19 protein-coding genes are annotated in these 19,309 nt (G+C 63.6%); 9 read left to right on the top strand and 10 right to left on the bottom strand.

Translation table 11 applies throughout. The features are described from left to right. Positions 1-9: 9 nt before the first annotated feature. Positions 10-216, bottom strand: coding sequence for a hypothetical protein (locus AC1RTP_RS11885; RefSeq protein WP_498607728.1), 207 nt, complete (start codon positions 214-216; stop codon positions 10-12). Positions 217-354: 138 nt separating this feature from the next. Here AC1RTP_RS11885 and AC1RTP_RS11880 point away from each other — a divergent pair, with 138 nt between their 5' ends. Then, positions 355-1,236, top strand: coding sequence for a sulfurtransferase (locus AC1RTP_RS11880; RefSeq protein WP_498607726.1), 882 nt, complete (start codon positions 355-357; stop codon positions 1,234-1,236). A gap of 43 nt (positions 1,237-1,279) precedes the next feature. Here the strand turns inward: AC1RTP_RS11880 and AC1RTP_RS11875 are convergent, their stop codons facing one another. Continuing rightward, positions 1,280-2,713 (bottom strand): DEAD/DEAH box helicase, encoded by a 1,434-nt coding sequence (locus tag AC1RTP_RS11875; RefSeq protein WP_498607724.1) that lies wholly within the window; start codon positions 2,711-2,713, stop codon positions 1,280-1,282. 120 nt (positions 2,714-2,833) lie between these two features. Here AC1RTP_RS11875 and AC1RTP_RS11870 point away from each other — a divergent pair, with 120 nt between their 5' ends. Genes AC1RTP_RS11870 through AC1RTP_RS11855 form a run of 4 tightly spaced genes read left to right on the top strand, consistent with a single transcriptional unit; the run spans position 2,834 to position 7,719 of the window. Continuing rightward, positions 2,834-5,911 carry a two-component regulator propeller domain-containing protein gene (locus tag AC1RTP_RS11870; protein WP_498607722.1) on the top strand — a complete coding sequence of 1,026 codons (3,078 nt, stop codon included), beginning with the start codon at positions 2,834-2,836 and terminating at the stop codon, positions 5,909-5,911. Then, complete coding sequence (locus tag AC1RTP_RS11865) at positions 5,908-6,102, top strand: oxidoreductase-like domain-containing protein (protein WP_498607720.1); 195 nt, start codon at positions 5,908-5,910, stop codon at positions 6,100-6,102. Before AC1RTP_RS11870 ends, AC1RTP_RS11865 begins: the two co-directional genes overlap by 4 nt. A gap of 10 nt (positions 6,103-6,112) precedes the next feature. Continuing rightward, positions 6,113-7,375 (top strand): NRAMP family divalent metal transporter, encoded by a 1,263-nt coding sequence (locus tag AC1RTP_RS11860; RefSeq protein WP_498607718.1) that lies wholly within the window; start codon positions 6,113-6,115, stop codon positions 7,373-7,375. Between the two features lie 5 nt (positions 7,376-7,380). After that, positions 7,381-7,719, top strand: a complete 339-nt coding sequence (locus AC1RTP_RS11855; protein WP_498607716.1) for a hypothetical protein — start codon at positions 7,381-7,383, stop codon at positions 7,717-7,719. On the opposite strand, the gene AC1RTP_RS11850 is transcribed toward AC1RTP_RS11855, so the two are convergent. From AC1RTP_RS11850 to AC1RTP_RS11840, 3 genes are all read right to left on the bottom strand, one after another. After that, on the bottom strand, positions 7,716-8,612 hold the full coding sequence (locus tag AC1RTP_RS11850; RefSeq protein WP_498607714.1) for an alpha/beta hydrolase: 897 nt from the start codon (positions 8,610-8,612) through the stop codon (positions 7,716-7,718). The genes AC1RTP_RS11855 and AC1RTP_RS11850 overlap by 4 nt on opposite strands. Positions 8,613-8,646: 34 nt before the next feature. Beyond that, positions 8,647-9,546 carry a lipid A hydroxylase LpxO gene (gene lpxO, locus AC1RTP_RS11845; RefSeq protein WP_498607713.1) on the bottom strand — a complete coding sequence of 300 codons (900 nt, stop codon included), beginning with the start codon at positions 9,544-9,546 and terminating at the stop codon, positions 8,647-8,649. Positions 9,547-9,632: 86 nt separating this feature from the next. Then, positions 9,633-10,655 (bottom strand): alpha/beta fold hydrolase, encoded by a 1,023-nt coding sequence (locus tag AC1RTP_RS11840; protein ID WP_498607711.1) that lies wholly within the window; start codon positions 10,653-10,655, stop codon positions 9,633-9,635. A gap of 116 nt (positions 10,656-10,771) precedes the next feature. Between AC1RTP_RS11840 and AC1RTP_RS11835 the strand changes: the two genes are divergently transcribed. Further along, complete coding sequence (locus tag AC1RTP_RS11835) at positions 10,772-11,584, top strand: helix-turn-helix domain-containing protein (RefSeq protein WP_498607709.1); 813 nt, start codon at positions 10,772-10,774, stop codon at positions 11,582-11,584. Continuing rightward, positions 11,581-11,883, top strand: coding sequence for a YciI family protein (locus AC1RTP_RS11830; RefSeq protein WP_498607708.1), 303 nt, complete (start codon positions 11,581-11,583; stop codon positions 11,881-11,883). The genes AC1RTP_RS11835 and AC1RTP_RS11830 overlap by 4 nt, the downstream gene beginning before the upstream one ends. A gap of 10 nt (positions 11,884-11,893) precedes the next feature. Here the strand turns inward: AC1RTP_RS11830 and AC1RTP_RS11825 are convergent, their stop codons facing one another. From AC1RTP_RS11825 to AC1RTP_RS11805, 5 genes are all read right to left on the bottom strand, one after another. Next, positions 11,894-12,772 (bottom strand): SMP-30/gluconolactonase/LRE family protein, encoded by an 879-nt coding sequence (locus tag AC1RTP_RS11825; protein ID WP_498607706.1) that lies wholly within the window; start codon positions 12,770-12,772, stop codon positions 11,894-11,896. Then, on the bottom strand, positions 12,772-14,181 hold the full coding sequence (locus tag AC1RTP_RS11820) for an MFS transporter (RefSeq protein ID WP_498607704.1): 1,410 nt from the start codon (positions 14,179-14,181) through the stop codon (positions 12,772-12,774). Before AC1RTP_RS11820 ends, AC1RTP_RS11825 begins: the two co-directional genes overlap by 1 nt. Positions 14,182-14,234: 53 nt before the next feature. Beyond that, a complete protein-coding gene (locus AC1RTP_RS11815) occupies positions 14,235-15,815 on the bottom strand; it encodes an aldehyde dehydrogenase (NADP(+)) (protein ID WP_498607702.1) in 1,581 nt (526 codons plus the stop codon). Continuing rightward, complete coding sequence (kdgD, locus tag AC1RTP_RS11810) at positions 15,815-16,726, bottom strand: 5-dehydro-4-deoxyglucarate dehydratase (RefSeq protein ID WP_498608053.1); 912 nt, start codon at positions 16,724-16,726, stop codon at positions 15,815-15,817. The genes AC1RTP_RS11815 and kdgD overlap by 1 nt, the downstream gene beginning before the upstream one ends. A 108-nt stretch (positions 16,727-16,834) precedes the next feature. After that, positions 16,835-17,566, bottom strand: a complete 732-nt coding sequence (locus AC1RTP_RS11805) for a FadR/GntR family transcriptional regulator (protein WP_498607701.1) — start codon at positions 17,564-17,566, stop codon at positions 16,835-16,837. A 129-nt stretch (positions 17,567-17,695) separates the two neighbouring features. Here AC1RTP_RS11805 and AC1RTP_RS11800 point away from each other — a divergent pair, with 129 nt between their 5' ends. Together AC1RTP_RS11800 and AC1RTP_RS11795 are read left to right on the top strand one after the other, a co-directional pair. Then, the gene (locus tag AC1RTP_RS11800; RefSeq protein ID WP_498607699.1) at positions 17,696-18,397 is read left to right on the top strand and encodes a FadR/GntR family transcriptional regulator; all 702 of its coding nucleotides are present in this window, start codon (positions 17,696-17,698) and stop codon (positions 18,395-18,397) included. 72 nt (positions 18,398-18,469) lie between these two features. Next, on the top strand, positions 18,470-19,192 hold the full coding sequence (locus tag AC1RTP_RS11795; RefSeq protein ID WP_498607697.1) for a rhamnogalacturonan acetylesterase: 723 nt from the start codon (positions 18,470-18,472) through the stop codon (positions 19,190-19,192). The last annotated feature ends 117 nt before the right edge of the window (positions 19,193-19,309 follow it).

Here is a 19,309-nt window from a genome sequence, read left to right as displayed (position 1 = left end):
ATTTGCCAACTACTTACTGCGCAAGTGTTCGATCTTGTCCAGGATGTCCTTGCTGCGATAGCCGATTTCTGACTTGTTCATGCTTGCTAAATACTCAATAAGATGACGCTGAGTTGCAAACAAATATTCCATATTGATCGAGAGCATTCTCAGCTGATACGAAAGATCCCTCAGCTGAGCTCGTAAATCATCTATATCTGAATTCAAAATTCCCATGATGGCCTCCACGTCGTTATGAGTGCGAATAGACAGGCGAAGAAGCAGAAAGTTCCGGCAGCATTGCCTAATATTTGAGCATGCAGCCGAGAGCGGCTATAATGTTGGCTGTTCCGGATTCAATCTATTACCAATCCCATGCAAGCAACCATTGAAAACGCGCCTGCAGCGCCCGGCGCGGCACCAGCCGTTTACGTCAACATCGCTGCCTACAAGTTCATCACGCTCGAGCAGCTGGAAGAACTGCGCCCGCAGTACCAGGACATCTGCGCCCGCCTGGGCCTGAAAGGCACCGTCCTGCTGACCCCGGAAGGCATCAATATGTTCCTGTCCGGCACCCGCGCCAATATCGATGAGTACCTGGCCTGGGTACGCAGCGACGCGCGCCTGGCGGACCTGGAAGTGAAGGAAAGCCTGTCGGCCGACCAGTCGCACCGCCGCATGCTGGTGCGCATCAAGAAAGAAATCATCACCATGCGCCACCCGCTGATCCGTCCTGAAGACGGCCGCGCACCGCATGTACAAGCCAAAGACCTGAAGCGCTGGCTGGACCAGGGCCACGACGACAACGGCAAGCCGGTAGTCATGGTGGAAACCCGCAACGACTACGAAGTCGACGTGGGCACCTTCAACAACACCGTCGACTACCGCCTGACCAAGTTCACCGAATTCCCGGAAATCATTGAGAAGCACAAGGCTGATTTCGAAGGCAAGACCGTGGTCACCTTCTGCACCGGCGGCATCCGCTGCGAGAAAGCCGCGATCCACATGCAGAACATCGGCTACGACAATGTGTACCAGCTGGAAGGCGGCATCCTGAAGTACTTCGAGGAAGTGGGCGGCGCGCACTACACCGGCGATTGCTTCGTGTTCGACTACCGCACCGCGCTGAACCCGCAGCTGGAACCGACCGAAACCAAGCAGTGCTTCGCCTGCCGCGCCGTGGTTACCCCGCGCCAGCAGCTGGCGCCGGAATACGTGCCGGGAGTTTCGTGTCCGGCTTGCTTCGACAAGCACTAAGCACCCCCCAAAAAAAACCCGCTGCTCAGCGGGTTTTTTTGTCTTAGCCTTTCGGCAGGCCGCCCAGCAGGGCAGCGACTTTTTGCTTCGGCTTGGCCGGAGCCGCCGGTGCGGCAGCTGCCTGTGCGCCATTGCCGCGCGTCGGCTCGTACGGCTTCAGGAACCATGGGTCGACTTTTTCGCGACGCGGCGACAGTGCCGGTCCATCGCCACGGCCTTCGCGGCGCTCGCCGCTGCGCGGAGCACGGTCAGCCTGGGTGCGGTCGCGGCGACGGTCGCCGTGACGCTCATCACTGCGGAAGCCACCCGGCACAAAACCTTCCAGCGTACCGCGCGGGACGGTTTGCTTGATCAGCTTTTCGATGTCGGTCAGCAGGCGTTCATCCTTGTCCGAGTAGATCGAGATCGCGTCGCCTGAAGCACCGGCGCGGCCAGTACGGCCGATACGGTGCACATAATCCTCCGCGTTGTATGGCAGGTCGAAGTTGATCACGCATGGCAGGTCGGAAATATCCAGGCCGCGCGCCGCCACGTCGGTGGCCACCAGCACGTCGATCTCGCCCTTCTTGAAGGCGTCCAGCGCCTGCATGCGCTCCTGCTGCGTCTTGTCGCCGTGGATGGCGGCCGCCTTCATGCCTTCAGCCGCCAAGCCGCGCGCTAGGCGCGAGGCCCCGATCTTGGTGTTGGAGAATACGATCACTTGCTTGAGCTCGCGCTGGCGCAGGATGTGAGCGACCGCATCACGCTTGTGATCTTCGCCGACCTTGTACACGACCTGGGTCACTTTTTCAGCTGTGGCATTGGAACGCGCCACTTCGATGGTGATCGGGTCGGTCAGGAAGCTGGAGGCCAGTTTCTTGATCTCCGGCGAGAAGGTCGCCGAGAACATCAGGTTCTGGCGCTTCTTCGGCAACAGGTTGATGATGCGCTGCAGGTCGGGCAGGAAGCCCATGTCCAGCATGCGGTCCGCTTCGTCCATGACCAGCATCTGCACCTGGCCCAGCGAAATATTCTTTTGCTCCACATGGTCCAGCAGGCGGCCCGGGGTAGCGATCACGATTTCCACGCCGCTGCGCAGCTTTTCCGTCTGCGGCTTCATGTCCATGCCGCCGAAGACTACAGTCGAGCGCACGGGGGTGTGTTTGCAATAGGCAGCCACGTTTTCCGCCACCTGCACCGCCAGTTCGCGGGTCGGGGCCAACACCAGGGCGCGCACCGGATGGCGCGCAGGGCTCATCGACGTGTTAGCGTGGGCCAGCAGCAGCTGGATAATCGGCAGGGAAAAACTGGCCGTCTTGCCGGTACCGGTCTGGGCGGCACCCATCACGTCGCGGCCCTGCAGCAGGATCGGGATCGCTTTCGCCTGGATAGGCGTGGGGTGCACATAACCCTGGTCGGTCAGCGCGCGCTGGATTTCCGGCGCCAGGCCGAAATCGGCGAACTTTACTTGCTCAGGGGTGTTCTCAATGTCAGACATACAATTCTTAAGGTTAACAGCGGCCAACCCCGCATGATACCCGAGAACTGTGGTAAAGCGCATGGAATGGGGCTTTTCAACGGTAAATTATTGCTGAGACGGAAGCTATAATGTAACTAAATGAATGCTATCAACGCCCGCGGCTGGCACCTGAGCCGCTTTTTACTGCTGCTGCTTTTGCTGGCAGGCGGTCTGCTGGCCGACCTGGCTGTTGCCGCTCCCTCTCTGCGTTTCCGCAAGCTTGGGCCGTTAGGGAATGATGAACCGTCAATGTTATCGCTGCTACAAGATAAGCGCGGCTTCATGTGGATCGGCACCCAATCGAACGGCCTCTACCGCTACGACGGCTACCGCGCCACGCGTTACCGCAGCAAGCCTGGCGATGGCGGCAAGCTGCCGCACGACCGCGTGGCGGCCTTATATGAAGACAGCAAGGGCCAGTTATGGGCCGGCACCCAAAGCGGTCTGGCGCGCTTTAACGCCGACAGCAACGACTTCACCACTTTCCTGCCCGACAATGCGCCGAACAACGGGCGCATTATCAAAGCCATCCTGCCGGACGGAAAAGACGGCATGTGGCTTGCCACCTGGGGCGGCCTGCAGCACTTCGACCCAGCCAGCGGCAAATTTACCCTCTTTGTGCACGACCCTGCCCGCCCGGGCAGCCTGGGCGGCAATGACCTGAATGCGCTGGCGGTCGACGCCAAGGGTGCGGTGTGGGCCGCCACCTGGCCCGGCGGCCTGGACGTGCTGCCCGCTGGCGCCAGCGACTTCGAACACCGCCGCGTGGACAAGGGCAACGACCCTAATGCGCGCAGCAATATCGTACGCGCCCTGCGCTTCGACCGCCACGGCATGCTCTGGATCGGCACCGAAGGCGGCGTGCTGCGCTGGGACAGCAGCAAACCTTGGGACAGCCGCGAAACCGTGGCCACGCCCGACAGCCGCATCACCAGCTTCTACGTCGACCGCGACGGCACACTGTGGGCCACCACTTTGTCGGCCGGCCTGCTGCGCTGGGACGAGGCGGCGCAGCGCTTCGACCAGTACAGCCACAATAGCGACGACCCGTACTCCCTGCCCGGCGACAACTTACGCGCCATGATGCAAGACCGCGGCGGCATGCTCTGGATCGCCTCCTTCACCGACGGCATCTCCCTCGTCAACCTGAGCAGCAGCGGCTTCACACGCTACCTGCCGTATCGGCTCGACGGCCGCCACGGCCGCGCCAACAACGCTCTGCTGAGCCTGGAAAATGGCCCCAACGGCACGGTCTGGATGGGCGGCAGCCTCGGCATGGGCCTATTCGATCCGGCGAAAGGCGAAGTGCTGCGGCGCTACCAGGCCGACGACAAGCCCGGCTCGCTCAGCAACAACATCGTCTACAGCATGTACCAGCAGCCGGACGGCGTGCTGTGGGTCGGCACGGCCAACGGCCTGAACCGCCTGGACAAACTCGACGGCAAATTCAAGCTGACCCGCTTCGGCAACACTGCCAGCGACTTCATCAACGCCATCGCGCCCGGCAAGGATGGCGTGCTCTGGCTGGGCACAGGCAACAGCCTGGTGCGCTACGACACGCTGCGCGACCGCTCCACCCTGTTCTACCACGACCCGTACAACGCGCACAGCCGCAGCGTAGGCGGCACCAGCGCGGTGCTGGAAGACAGCAAGGGCCGCGTATGGATGGGCTCCGAATTCAATGGCGGCGGGCTCGACTTGCTGGACCCGGTCAGCGGCAAGTTCCGCCACCTCCTCAACGGCGGGCCGGAAGGCATGATCGACGACAATGTGACCGCCTTGCACGAGGACGCCGCCGGCAAGTTATGGATCGGCACTTCGCGCGGCCTGCTGCAGCTGGAAGAAACGCCCGGTGGCAGCATGCGCCTGCGTTCCCACGCGGCCGCTGTACAGCATCACAAAGTGCTGTCGCTGCAATCGGACGCCAAAGGCAAATTGTGGGTGAGCACCCTGGCCGGCCTGTTCCGCCTGAACCCCAGCAACGGCTCGGCCCAGCTGTTCACCGTGGCCGACGGCATGACCGACGGCTTCACTGTCGGCGCCTCCGCCCCCGGTGCAAACGGCAAGCTCTACTTCGGCGGCGTGCACGGCATGACCGGCATCGACCCCGAACAGGTGCGCAGCGCTTCGGTGCCGCCGCAGGTGGCGATCACCGACATCAAGCTGTTCAACCATTCCCTGAGCGAAGGCCGCTTCCGCGACCAGGCACGCCTGGAAGGCCCGCTGACGGCGCCGACCGGCCTCGTTCTGTCCTCGCAAGCGACCGCCTTCACCCTCGAATTCGCCGCCCTGCACTACACGGAGCCCTCGCAGAACCGTTACGCCTACCAGCTGGAAGGCTTCGACCCGGACTGGCAGGAAACCGACGCCGAGCGGCGCGTGGCAACGTACACCAACCTCGATCCGGGCCGCTATGTGTTCCGCGTGCGCGCCGCCAACCATCACGGCAGCTGGAGCGAAGAGTCGGCCACGCTCAACGTCACCATCACGCCGCCGTTCTGGCAAACCATATGGTTCCGGGCCGGCGCCATTGCGCTCCTGGTGGGCGGCTTGTGGGGCCTGTATTACTGGCGCATCCGTCGCCTGACCCGCCAGCAGGCCGAGCTCGAGCAACTGGTGCATGCGCGCACCGTCGAACTGGAAGACAGCAACCGCAAGCTCGAAGCGCTGAGCCAGACCGACGGCCTGACGGGCGTCAGCAACCGGCGCGGCTTCGACCTTGCGCTGGAAGCGGAATGGCGGCGCGCCCTGCGCACCGGCCAGCCGCTCGCGCTGTCCATGCTGGATGTGGACTACTTCAAGAAATACAATGACCGCTACGGCCACCTGGCCGGCGACGCCACCTTGCGTACGGTGGCCCACCTGATCACCGAGCATGGGCGCCGCAGTTCCGACCTGGTGGCGCGCTACGGCGGCGAAGAATTTGCGCTGCTGTCGGTGGCCACGCCCGGCGCCGACGCGATCGGCGTGGCGCAAACCATTTGCGACGAACTGGCACGCCTGAACCTGCCGCACGACGCCTCGCCGCTGGGCCATGTCACGATCAGCATCGGCGTCGCCGTCCTGGTACCGACGGAAAACAACCGCCCCGAGCAACTGGTGCGACTGGCCGACGAATCGCTCTACCGCGCCAAGCAGCGCGGCCGCAACCAGGCCTTGCTGGCAATGGACGAATGATGCAAGCGCAAGACGACCCCAAGCCCCAGCCCCCCGCCGAACCGGGCCCGGACGACTGCTGCCACAGCGGCTGCACCTGGTGCGTGCTCGACCTCTACTACGATGACCTGGAGCGCTACCGCACCGCCCTCGCCGCCTGGGAAAAGCGCCATGTGGGGGAACGAACAGATAAGAAAGCCCGCCGCCGCTAGCATCGGGGGCATGGAACAGCAGAGCCAATCCTGGCTGGACAAGCTCGGGCCCGGCCTCATCTCCGGGGCGGCCGACGATGATCCCAGCGGCATCGCCACCTACTCGCAAGCGGGCGCCCAATTCGGCTTCGGCATGCTGTGGCTTGGCCTGTTCACTTATCCGCTGATGGTGGGCATCCAGGAAACCAGCGCCCGCATCGGCCGCACCAGCGGGCGCGGGCTGGCGTCGAATATGCGCCGCTGCTTCCCCGCCTGGCTGCTGTATTCGATGGTCGCCCTGCTGCTGTTCGCCAACACCATCAATATTGCGGCCGACCTGGCCGCCATGGGCGATGCCTTGCACCTCGTTGCAGGCGGCCGAGCTCATTGGCATGCACTGGGTTTTGGGGTGCTGTCGGTGGTGCTGCAAGTCTTCATCCCCTATCAGCGCTATGCGCGCCTGCTGAAATGGATGACGCTTGCGCTGCTGGCCTACGCGGCCACCGTGATGGTGATCGATGTACCCTGGCGTGAGGTGGCGAAAAGCACCTTTGTGCCGCATATCGTCTGGAACAAGGATTACCTGACCACCATGGTGGCGGTCTTCGGCACCACCATCAGCCCATACCTGTTTTTCTGGCAAGCCTCACAGGAAGTAGAAGAGCTGCAGGCCAATCCCGAAGCCGAGCCGCTGCGCCGCGCCCCGCGCCAGGTGCGCCCGCAACTGCGCCGTATCAAACTCGATACCGCGATCGGCATGGGCTTTTCGAATATCGTGGCGTGGTCGATCATGCTGACCACCGCTGTCACCCTGCATGCGCACGGGATTTTCAAAGTCGAGTCGTCGGCGCAGGCTGCTGCGGCGCTGCGGCCGATCGCCGGCGAGCTGGCGTTTGCGCTGTTCGGGCTGGGCATCATCGGCACCGGCTTGCTGGCGATTCCCGTGCTGGCTGGTTCGGCGGCATACGCCATGGCGGGCGCCTTCAACTGGCGCAGCAGCCTGGAATTGGAGCCGCAGGCGGCGCGCAAGTTCTACGCCATCATCGCTGCGGCCACGCTGGCCGGCGTGGGCATGGGCTTCCTGCCCATGGATCCCATGCACGCCCTGTTCTGGAGCGCCGTCATCAACGGCGTGGTTGCGGTGCCGGTGATGGTGGTGACGATGCTGCTGTCCACACGGCCCGGCGTCATGGGCAAGGTGACGCTGTCGCGCAGGCTGCGCTGGCTGGGCTGGACATGCACGGTGGTGATGGCAATTTGCGTGTTGGCCATGTTCGCCAGCATGGTAAGCTAGCGCGCATGAACAAACGACACTTCCTGATGGCCCTTGCGGCCACCATCGCCTTCCCTGCCCTGGCCCAGGAGGCCGACCGCGAGCCGCGCCCTTTCCCGCCAAGCGCCAAGCGCGGGAAATTTACGCCGGGTTATGCGCCGCCCGATATCACCATCGACGGCAAGGCGCGCCAGATGTCGCCGGCCGGGCGCATTTTCAACGAGGATAACCTGACCGTGGTGCCCGCCTCCCTGAGTGAAAAGAACATCATCGTCAACTACACGGAAGACATGAACGGCAATATCGACCGCATCTGGATCCTGACCCGCGCAGAAGCGCGCATGAAGGCGCCAAACTCACGCTAAGTTTTATTCAGGCTGTCGATAAAGGCTTGCACGGCGCCCGTATAGGCGCTGTCCGAGCCCAATTGCAGGTTGATTTCCCGATGGCTCTTGGCCTGCTCCAGCACGTCGGCCCGCGCGCCGCTTGCCTTGACGCGCTGCGCGAAAGCGTGGGCTTGGCTGCAGGACGTCTCCCTCTGGTTTGAACACACCAGCAGCATGGGCTGAGCGCCCGGCTGCAAGGCGTGCAGCGGCGATACCTTGCGCCAGAACGCAGGGTCGCTGCCGAAGGCGTCGTCATACAGCCGCATATGGCGGTGTTCCATCATCTGCGGCACGTCCAGCGCGCCGCTATCCAGCGCCACGGTGCCCAGCCAGCTGCTGCCAGCCGCCAGTGAGGGCTGGGCCGACAATAGCGCCACCAGATGGGCGCCGGCCGAATGTCCCATCAAAATGAAACGTCGGGGATCACCGCCCCAGCTGGCGGCTTTCGCCTGCGCCGCGGCCAGCGCCAGCGACACGTCCTGCGCCTGCACAAATGGATCGGCGTCGGGCAGCATGCGGTAGTTGATGGTGACGAAGATGTAGCCGCGGCCCGTGAAATAAGGCGCCTTGTTTTCCACTACGGCCGTTTCGCCCTTTCCACCGGTGCGCCAGCCGCCGCCATGCACCATGAAGATGACGGGCGCATTAGCCACAGCCTGCGCTGGCAGGTAGACGTCCATGCGTTGGCGCGGATCGCTTCCATAGGGGATGTCGCGCAAGGCTTTGCCGGCAATAGCGGTATCGCTTGGACTGCGCGCGGCACGGCGCTCCAGCAGCTTGTCGCGCAGTGGACCGGCAGTGGTGGTGGCGGGGAAGATGGTGGCGGCGCCCAGCGCGATGGCCAGGACACCGTTCAGGATCGGGTGCCGCATGCTGCCTCCTCAAAGCGAGGCAGCGCGGGCTGCCTCAGATGTAATAGATTGCTGCTGCGAGGCCGATGATAAGGCCAAACTTGGTGATTTTGTAAGCGGTCTTGTTCCAGGCCTTGAACGCACGGCGGTATTTGCCTGCATAGAAGGACACGCGGAACAGCTTCGACACCAGGCCGACCTGGTCGCCCTGCTCGTTAGGCGAGGCGGCGGCGGTCATCATGGTACGGCCGAGGAAGCGGTTGATCGCCTGCGCCCAACGGTAGCGCATCGGACGTTCAACGTCGCAGAACAGGATGATGCGGCCACTCTCGGAACCGTTGATGGCCCAGTGGATATAGGTCTCGTCGAAGATCACGCCCTGGCCGTCGCGCCAGCTATGGCGCTCGCCATCGACATCGATGAAGCAGCGGTCATCGTTCGGCGTGGCCAGGCCCAGGTGATAGCGCAGCGAACCGGCGAACGGGTCGCGGTGCGGATTGAGCTTGCCGCCCGGCGGCAGCTCGGCAAACATGGCGGCCTTCACCGACGGAATCGATTGCAGCAAGGCGAAAGTCTGCGGGCACAGTTCCGCAGCCGATGGATGGCTGGCGTTGTACCACTTCAGGTAGAAACGCTTCCAGCCGTTCTTGAAGAAGGAATTGAAACCGGCGTCGTCGTTCTTTTCCGAAGCTTTGATTTTCTGCAGGCGCAGCAGGTTTTCCGCTTCGGCGCGGATCACTTCCCAGTTGTCTTCCAGCGGCTTGAGTTCCTTGAAGGTTTCAACCGGCAGGTAAGGCGTGGACGGCACGCGCGAGAACCAGTGCATGAAGATATTGATCGGCGCCATGAACGACGAATGGTCGAACAGCTGGCGGCCGATTGGCAGTCGTACTTTGCCACGGAAGTGGATGTGCAGGACGGACAGGATGTAGAAAGCGACAACAGCCCATTTCATTGCGAAACCTCGGAAAGATCCAAACCTGCGATTTTACCTTAGTCCGCGAAATGGGCACTTGTGCATTTCTCAACAATGTCAGCCTGCTACGCAGTGCGCCAAAGCGCCAGCGCTTCCTGCGCCACCAGGTCCGGGCGCTCCTCCGGCCAGAACAACTTGCTGCCCTCGATTCGGCGCACGCCTTTGCTGTTGCCGAAGGCTTGCTCCAGGTAGTCAGCGCCCCGCGGCAGGAAAATCGCATCGGCCATGCCCCACAGCACGCGCACCGGCGCCTTGCTGGCTTGCAGCGCCGGCTTGATGCCGTGCAGGGCGTTGCGCTCCAGCGCAGTGATGTAGCCGTGCAGGCGCTGCGGATTGTCGACCAGTGGACGCAGATAGGTTTCGAACACCTCGTCCGCCAGTGCGGCAGGACGGGCGTAGCAGGCGCCGCCCAGAGCGTCGGGTAAACGGGCCTTGTTCTTATCGGCCAGCCAAGGCTCCAGCCACTCCTGCGCGAACTTGCCTTGCTTGGCCAGTTCAATCACCGGCAGCATAGCGGGCGGCGGGCTGTCGACTTCCGTGTCGCAGTTGGTGAGCAGCAGGCTGCGCACCCGCTCCGGATGCAGCACCAGCAGCAGCTGCGCGACGGCGCCGCCGCTGTCGCTGGCGATCACGTCGACCTTGTCCACACCCAGTTTGTCGAGCAGTTCGGACAGCATAGCTACCTGCCCTTCCGGATCAAGGCTGGCGCCCGGCGCCGGCTCGCTGTGGCCCAGGCCAAGGAAGTCGGGGGCAATGCAACGCCGGTGCGGGGCCAGGCGCGCTACGGCTCCGCGCCACTGGAAGCTGTTCAGCGGAAGCCCGTGCAGGAAGAGTGCTGCTTTCGGACCGGCTCCGCGTTGTACGACCGCTACGCGCCCCATGCTGGTCGACACGAAGCGGCGGGCTGCGCGCCAGGTTCGCGCATCGCGCGCTGCTTCGGCCCGCAGTGCAGCATCCTGCGGCGTCAGGACGGCGCTCGGCCCGGCATTGGCTGCGGCGCGCGCTGCACCGGCGACACGCGTCAGGCTGGCGCCGGCAGCGACGGCTACGGTGGCAAAACCCAATTTCAATAAGTCTCGGCGATTCATGTGCATCTCCTTGATGACAGGTTTTCGATGGATTGCATGATCGGTGCGCAGCGGCCTGGAATCAATGACCTCAGAGGTCATGGAACCGCATCGCAAAACCTTGCTAATATCGCCACATGAACGATAAACTCGCCCCCATTGCCCACGTCGGCGCCCTGCTGCGCGAGTGGCGCTCCGCCCGCCGCCTGAGCCAGATGGACCTGGCGCTGGACGCCGGCCTGTCCACGCGCCATTTGAGCTGCATCGAAACCGGCAAGGCCCAGCCCAGCCGCGACATCCTGGCGCGCATCGCCGACACGCTGGAGATGACGCTGCGCGACCGCAATGCGCTGCTGGTGGCGGCGGGCTACGCACCGCGCTACACGGAATCGGCGCTGGCCAATCCCGAGCTGGCGCCGATCAAGCGCGCCATCGAGGCCATGCTGAAGCAACAGGAGCCCTACCCCGCCTTCCTGCTGAACCGCCACTGGGACATTGTGATGGCCAACGACGCCGCCCTGCGCATGAACCGCTGGCTGCTGAATGGCCGTGAAAGCCCGCATCGCAATATGCTGCACCACGCCTTCGACCCGCAGGACCTGCGCGGCGTGCTAGTAAACTGGGAGGAAATCGCAGGCCACTTGCTGGCCCACCTGCACAAGCTGGTCGCCACCGCGCCCAATGACAGCAAGGCGCGCGCACTGCTCGATGAAGTGCTTGCCTATCCCGGCGTGCCGGAACGCTGGCGCCAGCGCGACTTGCGCGCAGTGCCTGCGCCGCTGATGGAAACTGTGTTCGAGCGAGACGGCCAGCGGGTAGCCTTCTTCTCCACCATCACCACCTTCGGCACCCCGCGCGACGTAACGCTGGAAGAACTGCACATCGAATCTTGCTTTCCATCCGACGAAGCCAGCGCGGCGTTTTGCCGCTCACTTGAAAGTACGCGATGAACGAATACATCTTCTTCATGCACGACGACGCGGTTGATCGCGCCATTGCCGACGATGGCGCGCGCTGGGAGCAATATCTTTCCACCCTGCGCGCCTCGGGACAGTTCGACGGCGGCAGCGCAATCGGCGCAGGCATCGTTGCCAGCAAAGGCAGCTCCGACAAGCCCGCCGCCGCCGCCGTCAACGGTTACCTGCGCGTACGCGCCGAAAACCTGGAAGCGGCCAAGCGCTTCCTGGCCGGAAATCCCAATTACGAAGCCGGCGGAACGGTGGAGATCCGCGCGCTACCCAAAACCTAAACGAAGGCGCTCAGCCAGCGAAGGGGACTTCGGGAAGGCCCTGGACGCCGAGGCGCAGCTGGAGGACGGAGCCGGGCCAGTCGTCCGCGGCGTTGCCGGGGTCGATGGAGGTGACCAGCAGGGTCGATAAATCGGGGCCGCCGAAGCTGCACATGGAGGGCTTGGCAAACGGCAGCGCGATTTCGCGGTCCAGAGTACCGGACGGGGTATAGCGCTGCAGCAGGCCGCCGTCGTTGGCGCAAGTCCAGTAGCAGCCGTCTGCGTCAATAGCAGCGCCATCGGGACGGCCCTTCTGCGCGCCGAGGTCGAGGAAGATGCGTTTGTTATGCGGCGTGCCGCTGGCGATGTCGTAATCGAAAGCCCAAACCATGCGACGCTGCGGGTGCGAGTCGGACAAGTACATCACGTCGCCGCGCGGCGAGAAGGCAGTGCCGTTTTGCGTCAGCATGCCGCTCACGAAGGGCTGGGACAGGCCATCATCAGCAGTGAAGCGGTACAAGTTGCCGACCGCACGTTCCGCCGACATGTCCATGAACATGGTGCCGGCCCAGAAGCGCCCTTGCCGGTCGCAGCGGCCGTCGTTAAAGCGCATGCCCTCGCCCAGTTCGGACGAAGGGGGAGCGGCCAGCTTTTCGGCCGACACGCTGCCGTCGTCATGCAGCGCGAGGTGAAAGATGCCGCTCTCCATGCCGGCAATCAGGCCACCGCGCGCAGCGGGCGACACGCAAGCCGCCATCTCCGGCGCTTCCCAAAAGCGCGCCATGCCGCTGGCGTAATCGAGGCGCCAGATACGGCGCGCCGGGATATCGACCCAGTACCAGGCGCCCTCCCCGGCATGCCAGGTCGGGCTCTCGCCTGTCTTGCAGTGAACTCCGCTGACTTTTTCCATCACAGGTCGGTGATTTCCTTGTGGGCCGGGACCAGGGCCTTCATGATGCACCACGCGATCAGGTAGGCCAGTGCGCAGAAGGTGAACATGATCATGTAGCCGGTCGAGATCTGGCCCAGCGCGCCGTAGTAGTCGAACAGCTTGCCGGCTACCTTGGTGATCAGCACACCACCCAGGCCGCCGGCCATGCCGCCGATGCCGACCACCGAACCGACGCTATGTTTCGGGAACATGTCGGACACGGTGGTGAACAGGTTGGCCGACCATGCCTGGTGCGCAGAAGCGCCAATGCCGATCAGGATCACCGGCACCCAGATGCCCAGGTAGCCAAGCGGCTGCGCCAGCAGCACCACCAGCGGGAAGACAGCGATGGTGAGCATGGCGCGCATGCGGCCGTGATAGACGCTGGCGCCTCGATTGATGAAGAATGTCGGGAACCAGCCGCCGCCAATCGAACCGAACATGGTCATCGAGTAGAGCACCGCGAGCGGCACCACCATTTCGGTACCCGATACGCCGTATTGCGCCGACATGAATTTCGGCAGCCAGAAAAGGAAGAACCACCACACGCCGTCGGTCATGAATTTGCCAATGGTGAAGGCCCAGGTCTGGCGGTAGGACAGCAGCTTGAACCAGGATGCCTTGCGTGGCGCATCGGCGGCGGCAGCTGCGGCCGGGGCATCAACGACGTCGCTGTTGATGTAGGCGAGTTCGGCATGCGACAGGCGTTTCTGCTTGGCTGGCGTCTCGTAGAACACGAGCCAGAAGCCCATCCAGATAAAGCCTATGGCGCCGATGATGATGAAGGCCGACTGCCAGCCCCAAACTTCTGCGATGACCGGCACCGTGATCGGGGCCAGGATCGCGCCGATATTGGCGCCAGAGTTGAAGATGCCGGTGGCGAAGGAGCGCTCCTTCTTCGGGAAGTATTCCGCGGTGGCCTTGATGGCGGCCGGGAAGTTGCCCGCCTCGCCCAGCGCCAGCACAGCGCGGCCGACCATGAAGCCGGCCACCGTGACCGGCACGGCGGCGATGCCGACGGCAGCGAGAATATTGGAAACCGTGGTGCCGACCGATACCGAGTAGGCATGCAGCACAGCGCCCAGCGACCACACCACAATCGCCAGCACGAAAGCGCGGCGGGTGCCCATCTTGTCGATCACGCGGCCGGCGAACAGCATCGAGATCGCGTACACGAACTGGAATACGGCGGCGATATTGGCGTAGTCGGTATTGGACCAGCCGAATTCCTTCGACAGCGAAGGCGCCAGCAGCGACAGCACCTGGCGGTCGAGATAGTTGATGGTGGTGGCGAAGAACAGCAGGCCACAGATAGTCCAGCGGTATTTGCCGATGGCGGCTGCCGGTTCGGCTGCAACGCCGGCGGCTTGCGGATTGGGCTGATTCATAGTTTCTTATGGAAGCAAAAGCGGCCGGTGTCTCCCCCGGCCGTACTACTTTATCAAACTGCCGTACGCAGCTCTCCATCCACCAGGCGCGCAAGGCCCAATGGATTATCGTCCTGCAGTGCCGCCGGCAGCAAGCCCGCCGGCACGTTCTGGTAGCTTACCGGACGCAGGAAGCGCTCGATCGCCAGCGCGCCAACGGACGTGGTGCGATTGTCCGAGGTAGCCGGGAACGGGCCGCCGTGCACCATGGCGTGGCACACTTCGACGCCGGTCGGGAAGCCGTTGAACAGCACGCGGCCCGCCTTGCGCTCCAGGATCGGCAGCAGCTTGCCAGCCAGCGGATGATCGTCAGCCGTGCAGTGCACGGTGGCGGTCAGCTGGCCTTCCAGGCCGGCGGTGAGACGCAGCATTTCGGCTTCATCGCGGCAGGCGATCAGCACCGAGGCCGGGCCGAACACTTCTTCCTGCAGCGCGTGGCTGGCAGCGAAGGTTTCAGCATCGACGCGGAACAGTGCGGCCTGCGCCGCGCAGCCTGCGCCTTCCGGCAGGCCTTTCGCCAGCACTTGCACGCCAGCGGCGCCGGAAAGGCGTCCGATACCCGATTCGTAAGCATCGTGGATGCCGGCGGTCAGCATGGTGCCTGCGCCTTTCGCTTGCAGCGCAGCGGCAGCAGCGGCAGCGAAGCGGTCAAACTCAGGACCGGCAACGCCGATCACCAGGCCAGGGTTGGTGCAGAACTGGCCCACGCCCATGGTCAGCGATTCAACGAAGGCAGCGCCCAAGGACTCGGCATTGGCGGCCAAGGTAGCAGGCAGCATGAACACCGGGTTGATGGAACTCATCTCTGCGTACACCGGAATCGGTTCGCGGCGTTCAGCGGCGGTGCGCATCAGTGCAGTGCCGCCCTGGCGCGAACCGGTGAAGCCAACAGCCTTGATCGATGGATTGGCTACCAGCGCCTGGCCGATCACGCGGCCATTACCGTGGATCATGGAGAAAACGCCTTCCGGCATGCCGCTATCAGCGACCGCTTTCTGCACGGCGCGCGCCACCAGCTCCGAAGTGCCTGGGTGGGCGGCATGCGCCTTCACCACCACTGGGCAACCCGCGGCCAGCGCGGACGCGGTGTCGCCGCCCGCTACCGAGAAGGCCAGCGGGAAGTTGGAGGCGCCGAACACGGCGACCGGACCGACCGGGATCTTGCGCAGGCGCAGGTCCGGGCGCGGCGGGGTGCGTTGCGGCAGCGCCGAATCCAGCGTAGCGCCCTGCCAATGGCCGTCGCGTACTACTTTGGCGAACAGGCGCAATTGGTTGACGGTGCGGCCACGCTCGCCTTCCAGACGGGCTTGCGGCAAGCCGGTTTCAGCCATCGCGCGCTCGGTCAGGGTAGCGCCCAGCGCGTCGATGTTGTTGGCAACCGCTTCCAGGAAATTGGCGCGCACAGCTGGCGTGGTGGCGCGGTAGGCGTCGAAGGCCTGCTCGGCCAGCGCACAGGCGCGCTCCACGTCCGCCGGTTCGGCCTGGCCGAATTCCGGCTGCAGGTTTGCACGGGTGGCGGGGTTGAAGGCCAGCTGGGTGCCGGCTGCGCCGCGCACCAGCTGCTGGCCGATGATCATGTCACCGGTGATCTGCATTATTGGGCACCCGACTTCTTGATCAGTTCCAGCAGCATCTGGTCTTCTTCCGCGGTCAGGTCGGTCAGCGGAGCGCGAACCGGGCCGCCGGAGTGGCCGACCAGGCGGGCGCCGGCCTTGACGATCGAGACGGCGTAGCCGGCCTTACGGTTGCGGATTTCCAGGTATGGCAGGAAGAATTCGTCCAGCATGCGGTCGGTTTCGGCGGTATTGCCGGCGGCGGTCGCGTGGTAAAAGTCCATTGCCAGCTGCGGCACGAAGTTGAACACGGCGGAGGAGTAGACCGGGGTGCCCAGGGCTTTGTAGGCGCCGGCGTAGACTTCCGCGGTTGGCAGGCCGCCCAGGTAGGAGAAGCGGTCGCCCAGTTTGCGGTAAATCTGCACCATCAGTTCGATGTCGCCCACGCCGTCCTTGAAGCCGATCAGGTTAGGGCAGCGTGCAGCCAGCTTGGCCAGGGAATTGGCGGTCAGGCGGCAGTTGGCGCGGTTGTACACGATCACGCCGATCTTCACGGATTCGCAAACCTGGGCCACGTGTTCGACCAGGCCGTCCTGGCTTGCTTCGGTCAGGTAGTGAGGCAGCAGCAGCAGGCCGTCGGCGCCCAGGCGCTCGGCTTCCTGTGCGTAGGCGATAGCCTGGCGGGTCGGACCGCCGGTACCAGCCAGCAGAGGCACCTTGCCACGGCAGGATTCCACGGCGACCTTGATCACATCGGAATACTCTTTACCAGTCAGCGAGAAGAACTCACCGGTACCGCCGGCGGCGAACAGTGCGCTCGCGCCGTATGGGGCCAGCCATTCAAGGCGTTCGGCATAGGTCTTGGCGTTGAAGTTGCCATCAGCGTCAAAGTCGGTGATTGGGAACGACAGCAGGCCGGACGACATGACTTTCTTGAGTTCTTGCGGGGACATCGACATGGTGGACTCCTAAGTGTGGTTGTTTGGATGAACTTCAGTTGTAAGTCATCGTACAACCTAGTTTAGACGAACGCAAGCGGAAATTTGCTTGCGTGTGGAATTTCAGGCGGCGTGCTCGAAACGTTGCTGGGCTTGCAAGAGGCGTTCGCGCGAATTGGAAAGGTGGGTGCGCATGGCGGCACGCGCGGCTTCGGGGTCCTGGCGCTGGATGGCGCGGAAGATGTCTTCGTGCTCGCGGTGCACGCGCTCCAGGTAGTCGGCTGGGCGGTCTTGTGCCAGGCCTGCAGTGTTGACGCGGGCACGCGGGATGATGGCTTGCCCCAGCTGGCCCAGGATGTCGACGAAGTAGCGGTTGCCAGTGGCTTTGGCGATCACCAGGTGAAAGCGGCGGTCGGCCTCCACCGAGGCGCGGCCCTGCTCCATCGCTTGCCGCATATCGTCAAGCGCCTGCGCCAGTTCAGCCACTTGCTGGTCGTTGCGGCGCGTGGCGGCCAGGCCGGCGGTCTCGGTTTCCATGCTGATGCGCAGCTCGAGGATGGCCAGCACGTCGCGCACGGTGACGATACTTTCGGCGTCGATGCCAAGGCCGCCGTTACCGCGCGGCTTCTCCAGCACGAAGGTGCCGATGCCGTGGCGCGTCTGCACCAGGCCGGCCGCCTGCAGGTGCGAGATCGCTTCGCGCACCACGGTGCGGCTGACGCCATGCTGCTCCATGATGGCCGATTCGGTCGGCAGCTTGTCGCCAGGCTTCAGCACCGCGTTATTGATGCTGGCACTGATTTGTTCGACCACGCCCTGGGCCAGGGTGTGTCGCTTGCGTGGGAGGATAGTCATGCTGGCATTATACACACGAATAAGATGTCAGACATCTTATCAGATACATCTTCATTGTTGTTTTCTTGCGAAATTGGCCAGACCAAATTAAAATCGGGCGACCAATCCAATTCTGAAGGCCGTCGCCGCATGATCAAGAAAACTGCCGTAGCGGAGCCCCATCCCGCAGCCGAACAGCGGCTGTACCGTGTTGTCGCCGCCAAGATCCAGGACCTGATCCGCGAAGAGAGCATCAAGCCCGGCACCCGCTTGCCGGCCGAACGCGAGCTGTCCGCCAAACTCAATGTCAGCCGCGCTTCGCTGCGCGAGGCGCTGATTGCGCTGGAGCTGTCCGGCATCGTCGAGGTGCGTGGCGGTTCCGGCGTGTATGTCAGCGAGCAGGCTACCGCCCCTTCCGACGTGACCGAGGGCGGCCCGGGTCCGTTCGAAGTGCTTGCGGCGCGCCGCCTGATCGAGTCCGAAGTGGCGGCCATCGCGGCCAAGATGGCGACCGATTCGGCGATCGATGCGATCCTGCGCGCTGCGGCGGAGATGGAACAACACCATGCCGACCGCGCCAGCAATGAAGCGGCCGACCGCAACTTCCACCTGGCGATCGCACGCGCCACCGGCAATACCGCGCTGGTCGGCGTGGTGGAGACGCTGTGGAACCAGCGCGGCTCCATGTGGCATAAGCTGAAAGAGCACTTCCAGACGGAAGACCTGCGCCAGAATACGTTGAACGACCATCGCAATATCGTGGCCGCCATTGCGGCGCACGATGCGGCCGGCGCTCGCCAAGCCATGCGCGCCCACCTGGAACGGGTGACCAAGACCTTCTCGCGCGGCTGAACTTTATTTGGCCTGACCACTTGATTGTGCGGTCAGGCCAAAATAAAATGAGACAAACTTCAGGGGAGTCTCATGCTGCGTCATATCCTTTCGCTGTCCCTGGCCTTCGCGGCCACCACGTCCTCCGCGGCTGACCGCATCATCCTGGTCGGCGATTCAACCGTCGCCAGCGGCGGCGGTTACGGCGACTACCTGTGCCGCCGCCAGCGTCCCGACACCACGTGCATCAATCTCGCCATGAATGGCCGCAGTTCCAAGTCATTCCGAGCGGAGGGGCGCTGGGATGAAGTGCAGGCGTTGCTGCGCGATGGCGCGGCCTTCCGCAAAACGTATGTACTGGTGCAGTTCGGCCACAACGACCAGCCGGGCAAGCCGGGGCGCTCGACTGACCTCGTGAATGAATATCCCGCCAACCTGGCGCGCTACGTGGCCGATGTGAAAACTGGCGGCGGCGTGCCGGTGCTGGTGACGTCCCTCACGCGCCGCAGCTTCCGCAATGGCTATGTGTGGAATGATTTGGCGCCGTGGGCTTCAGCGGCGCGCGATGTGGCGCGGCGCGAAGGCGCGGCTTTGCTGGACTTGAACGCGCTGTCGCTGGCCGCGGTGCAGAAGATGGGTCCAGAAGAAGCGGATACGCTGGCGCAGCCTAAAGGCGCGGGCTTTGACTACACCCACCTGGGCCCGAAAGGAGGCAGCTTCTTCGGCGATATGGCCGCGAGTGAACTGCTGCGCCTGTTCCCGGCCCTCGGCCCGCTGAATACGCAAGCCGGCGCCTCATCCCAGCTCACTCGGTGACTGCTACTGAAAACTACTGAAATTTTTCACGTTTTAGCGCTATCAGGCCCAATAGTCCCTAATTTCAGTAGTTTTCAGTAGTTTTTTCAGTAGTTTTCAGTAGTGGATAGCGACAGG

This window comes from Pseudoduganella sp. GW821-FHT11H04, from assembly GCF_058807935.1.
This window is presented reverse-complemented; position numbering and strand designations above follow the sequence as displayed.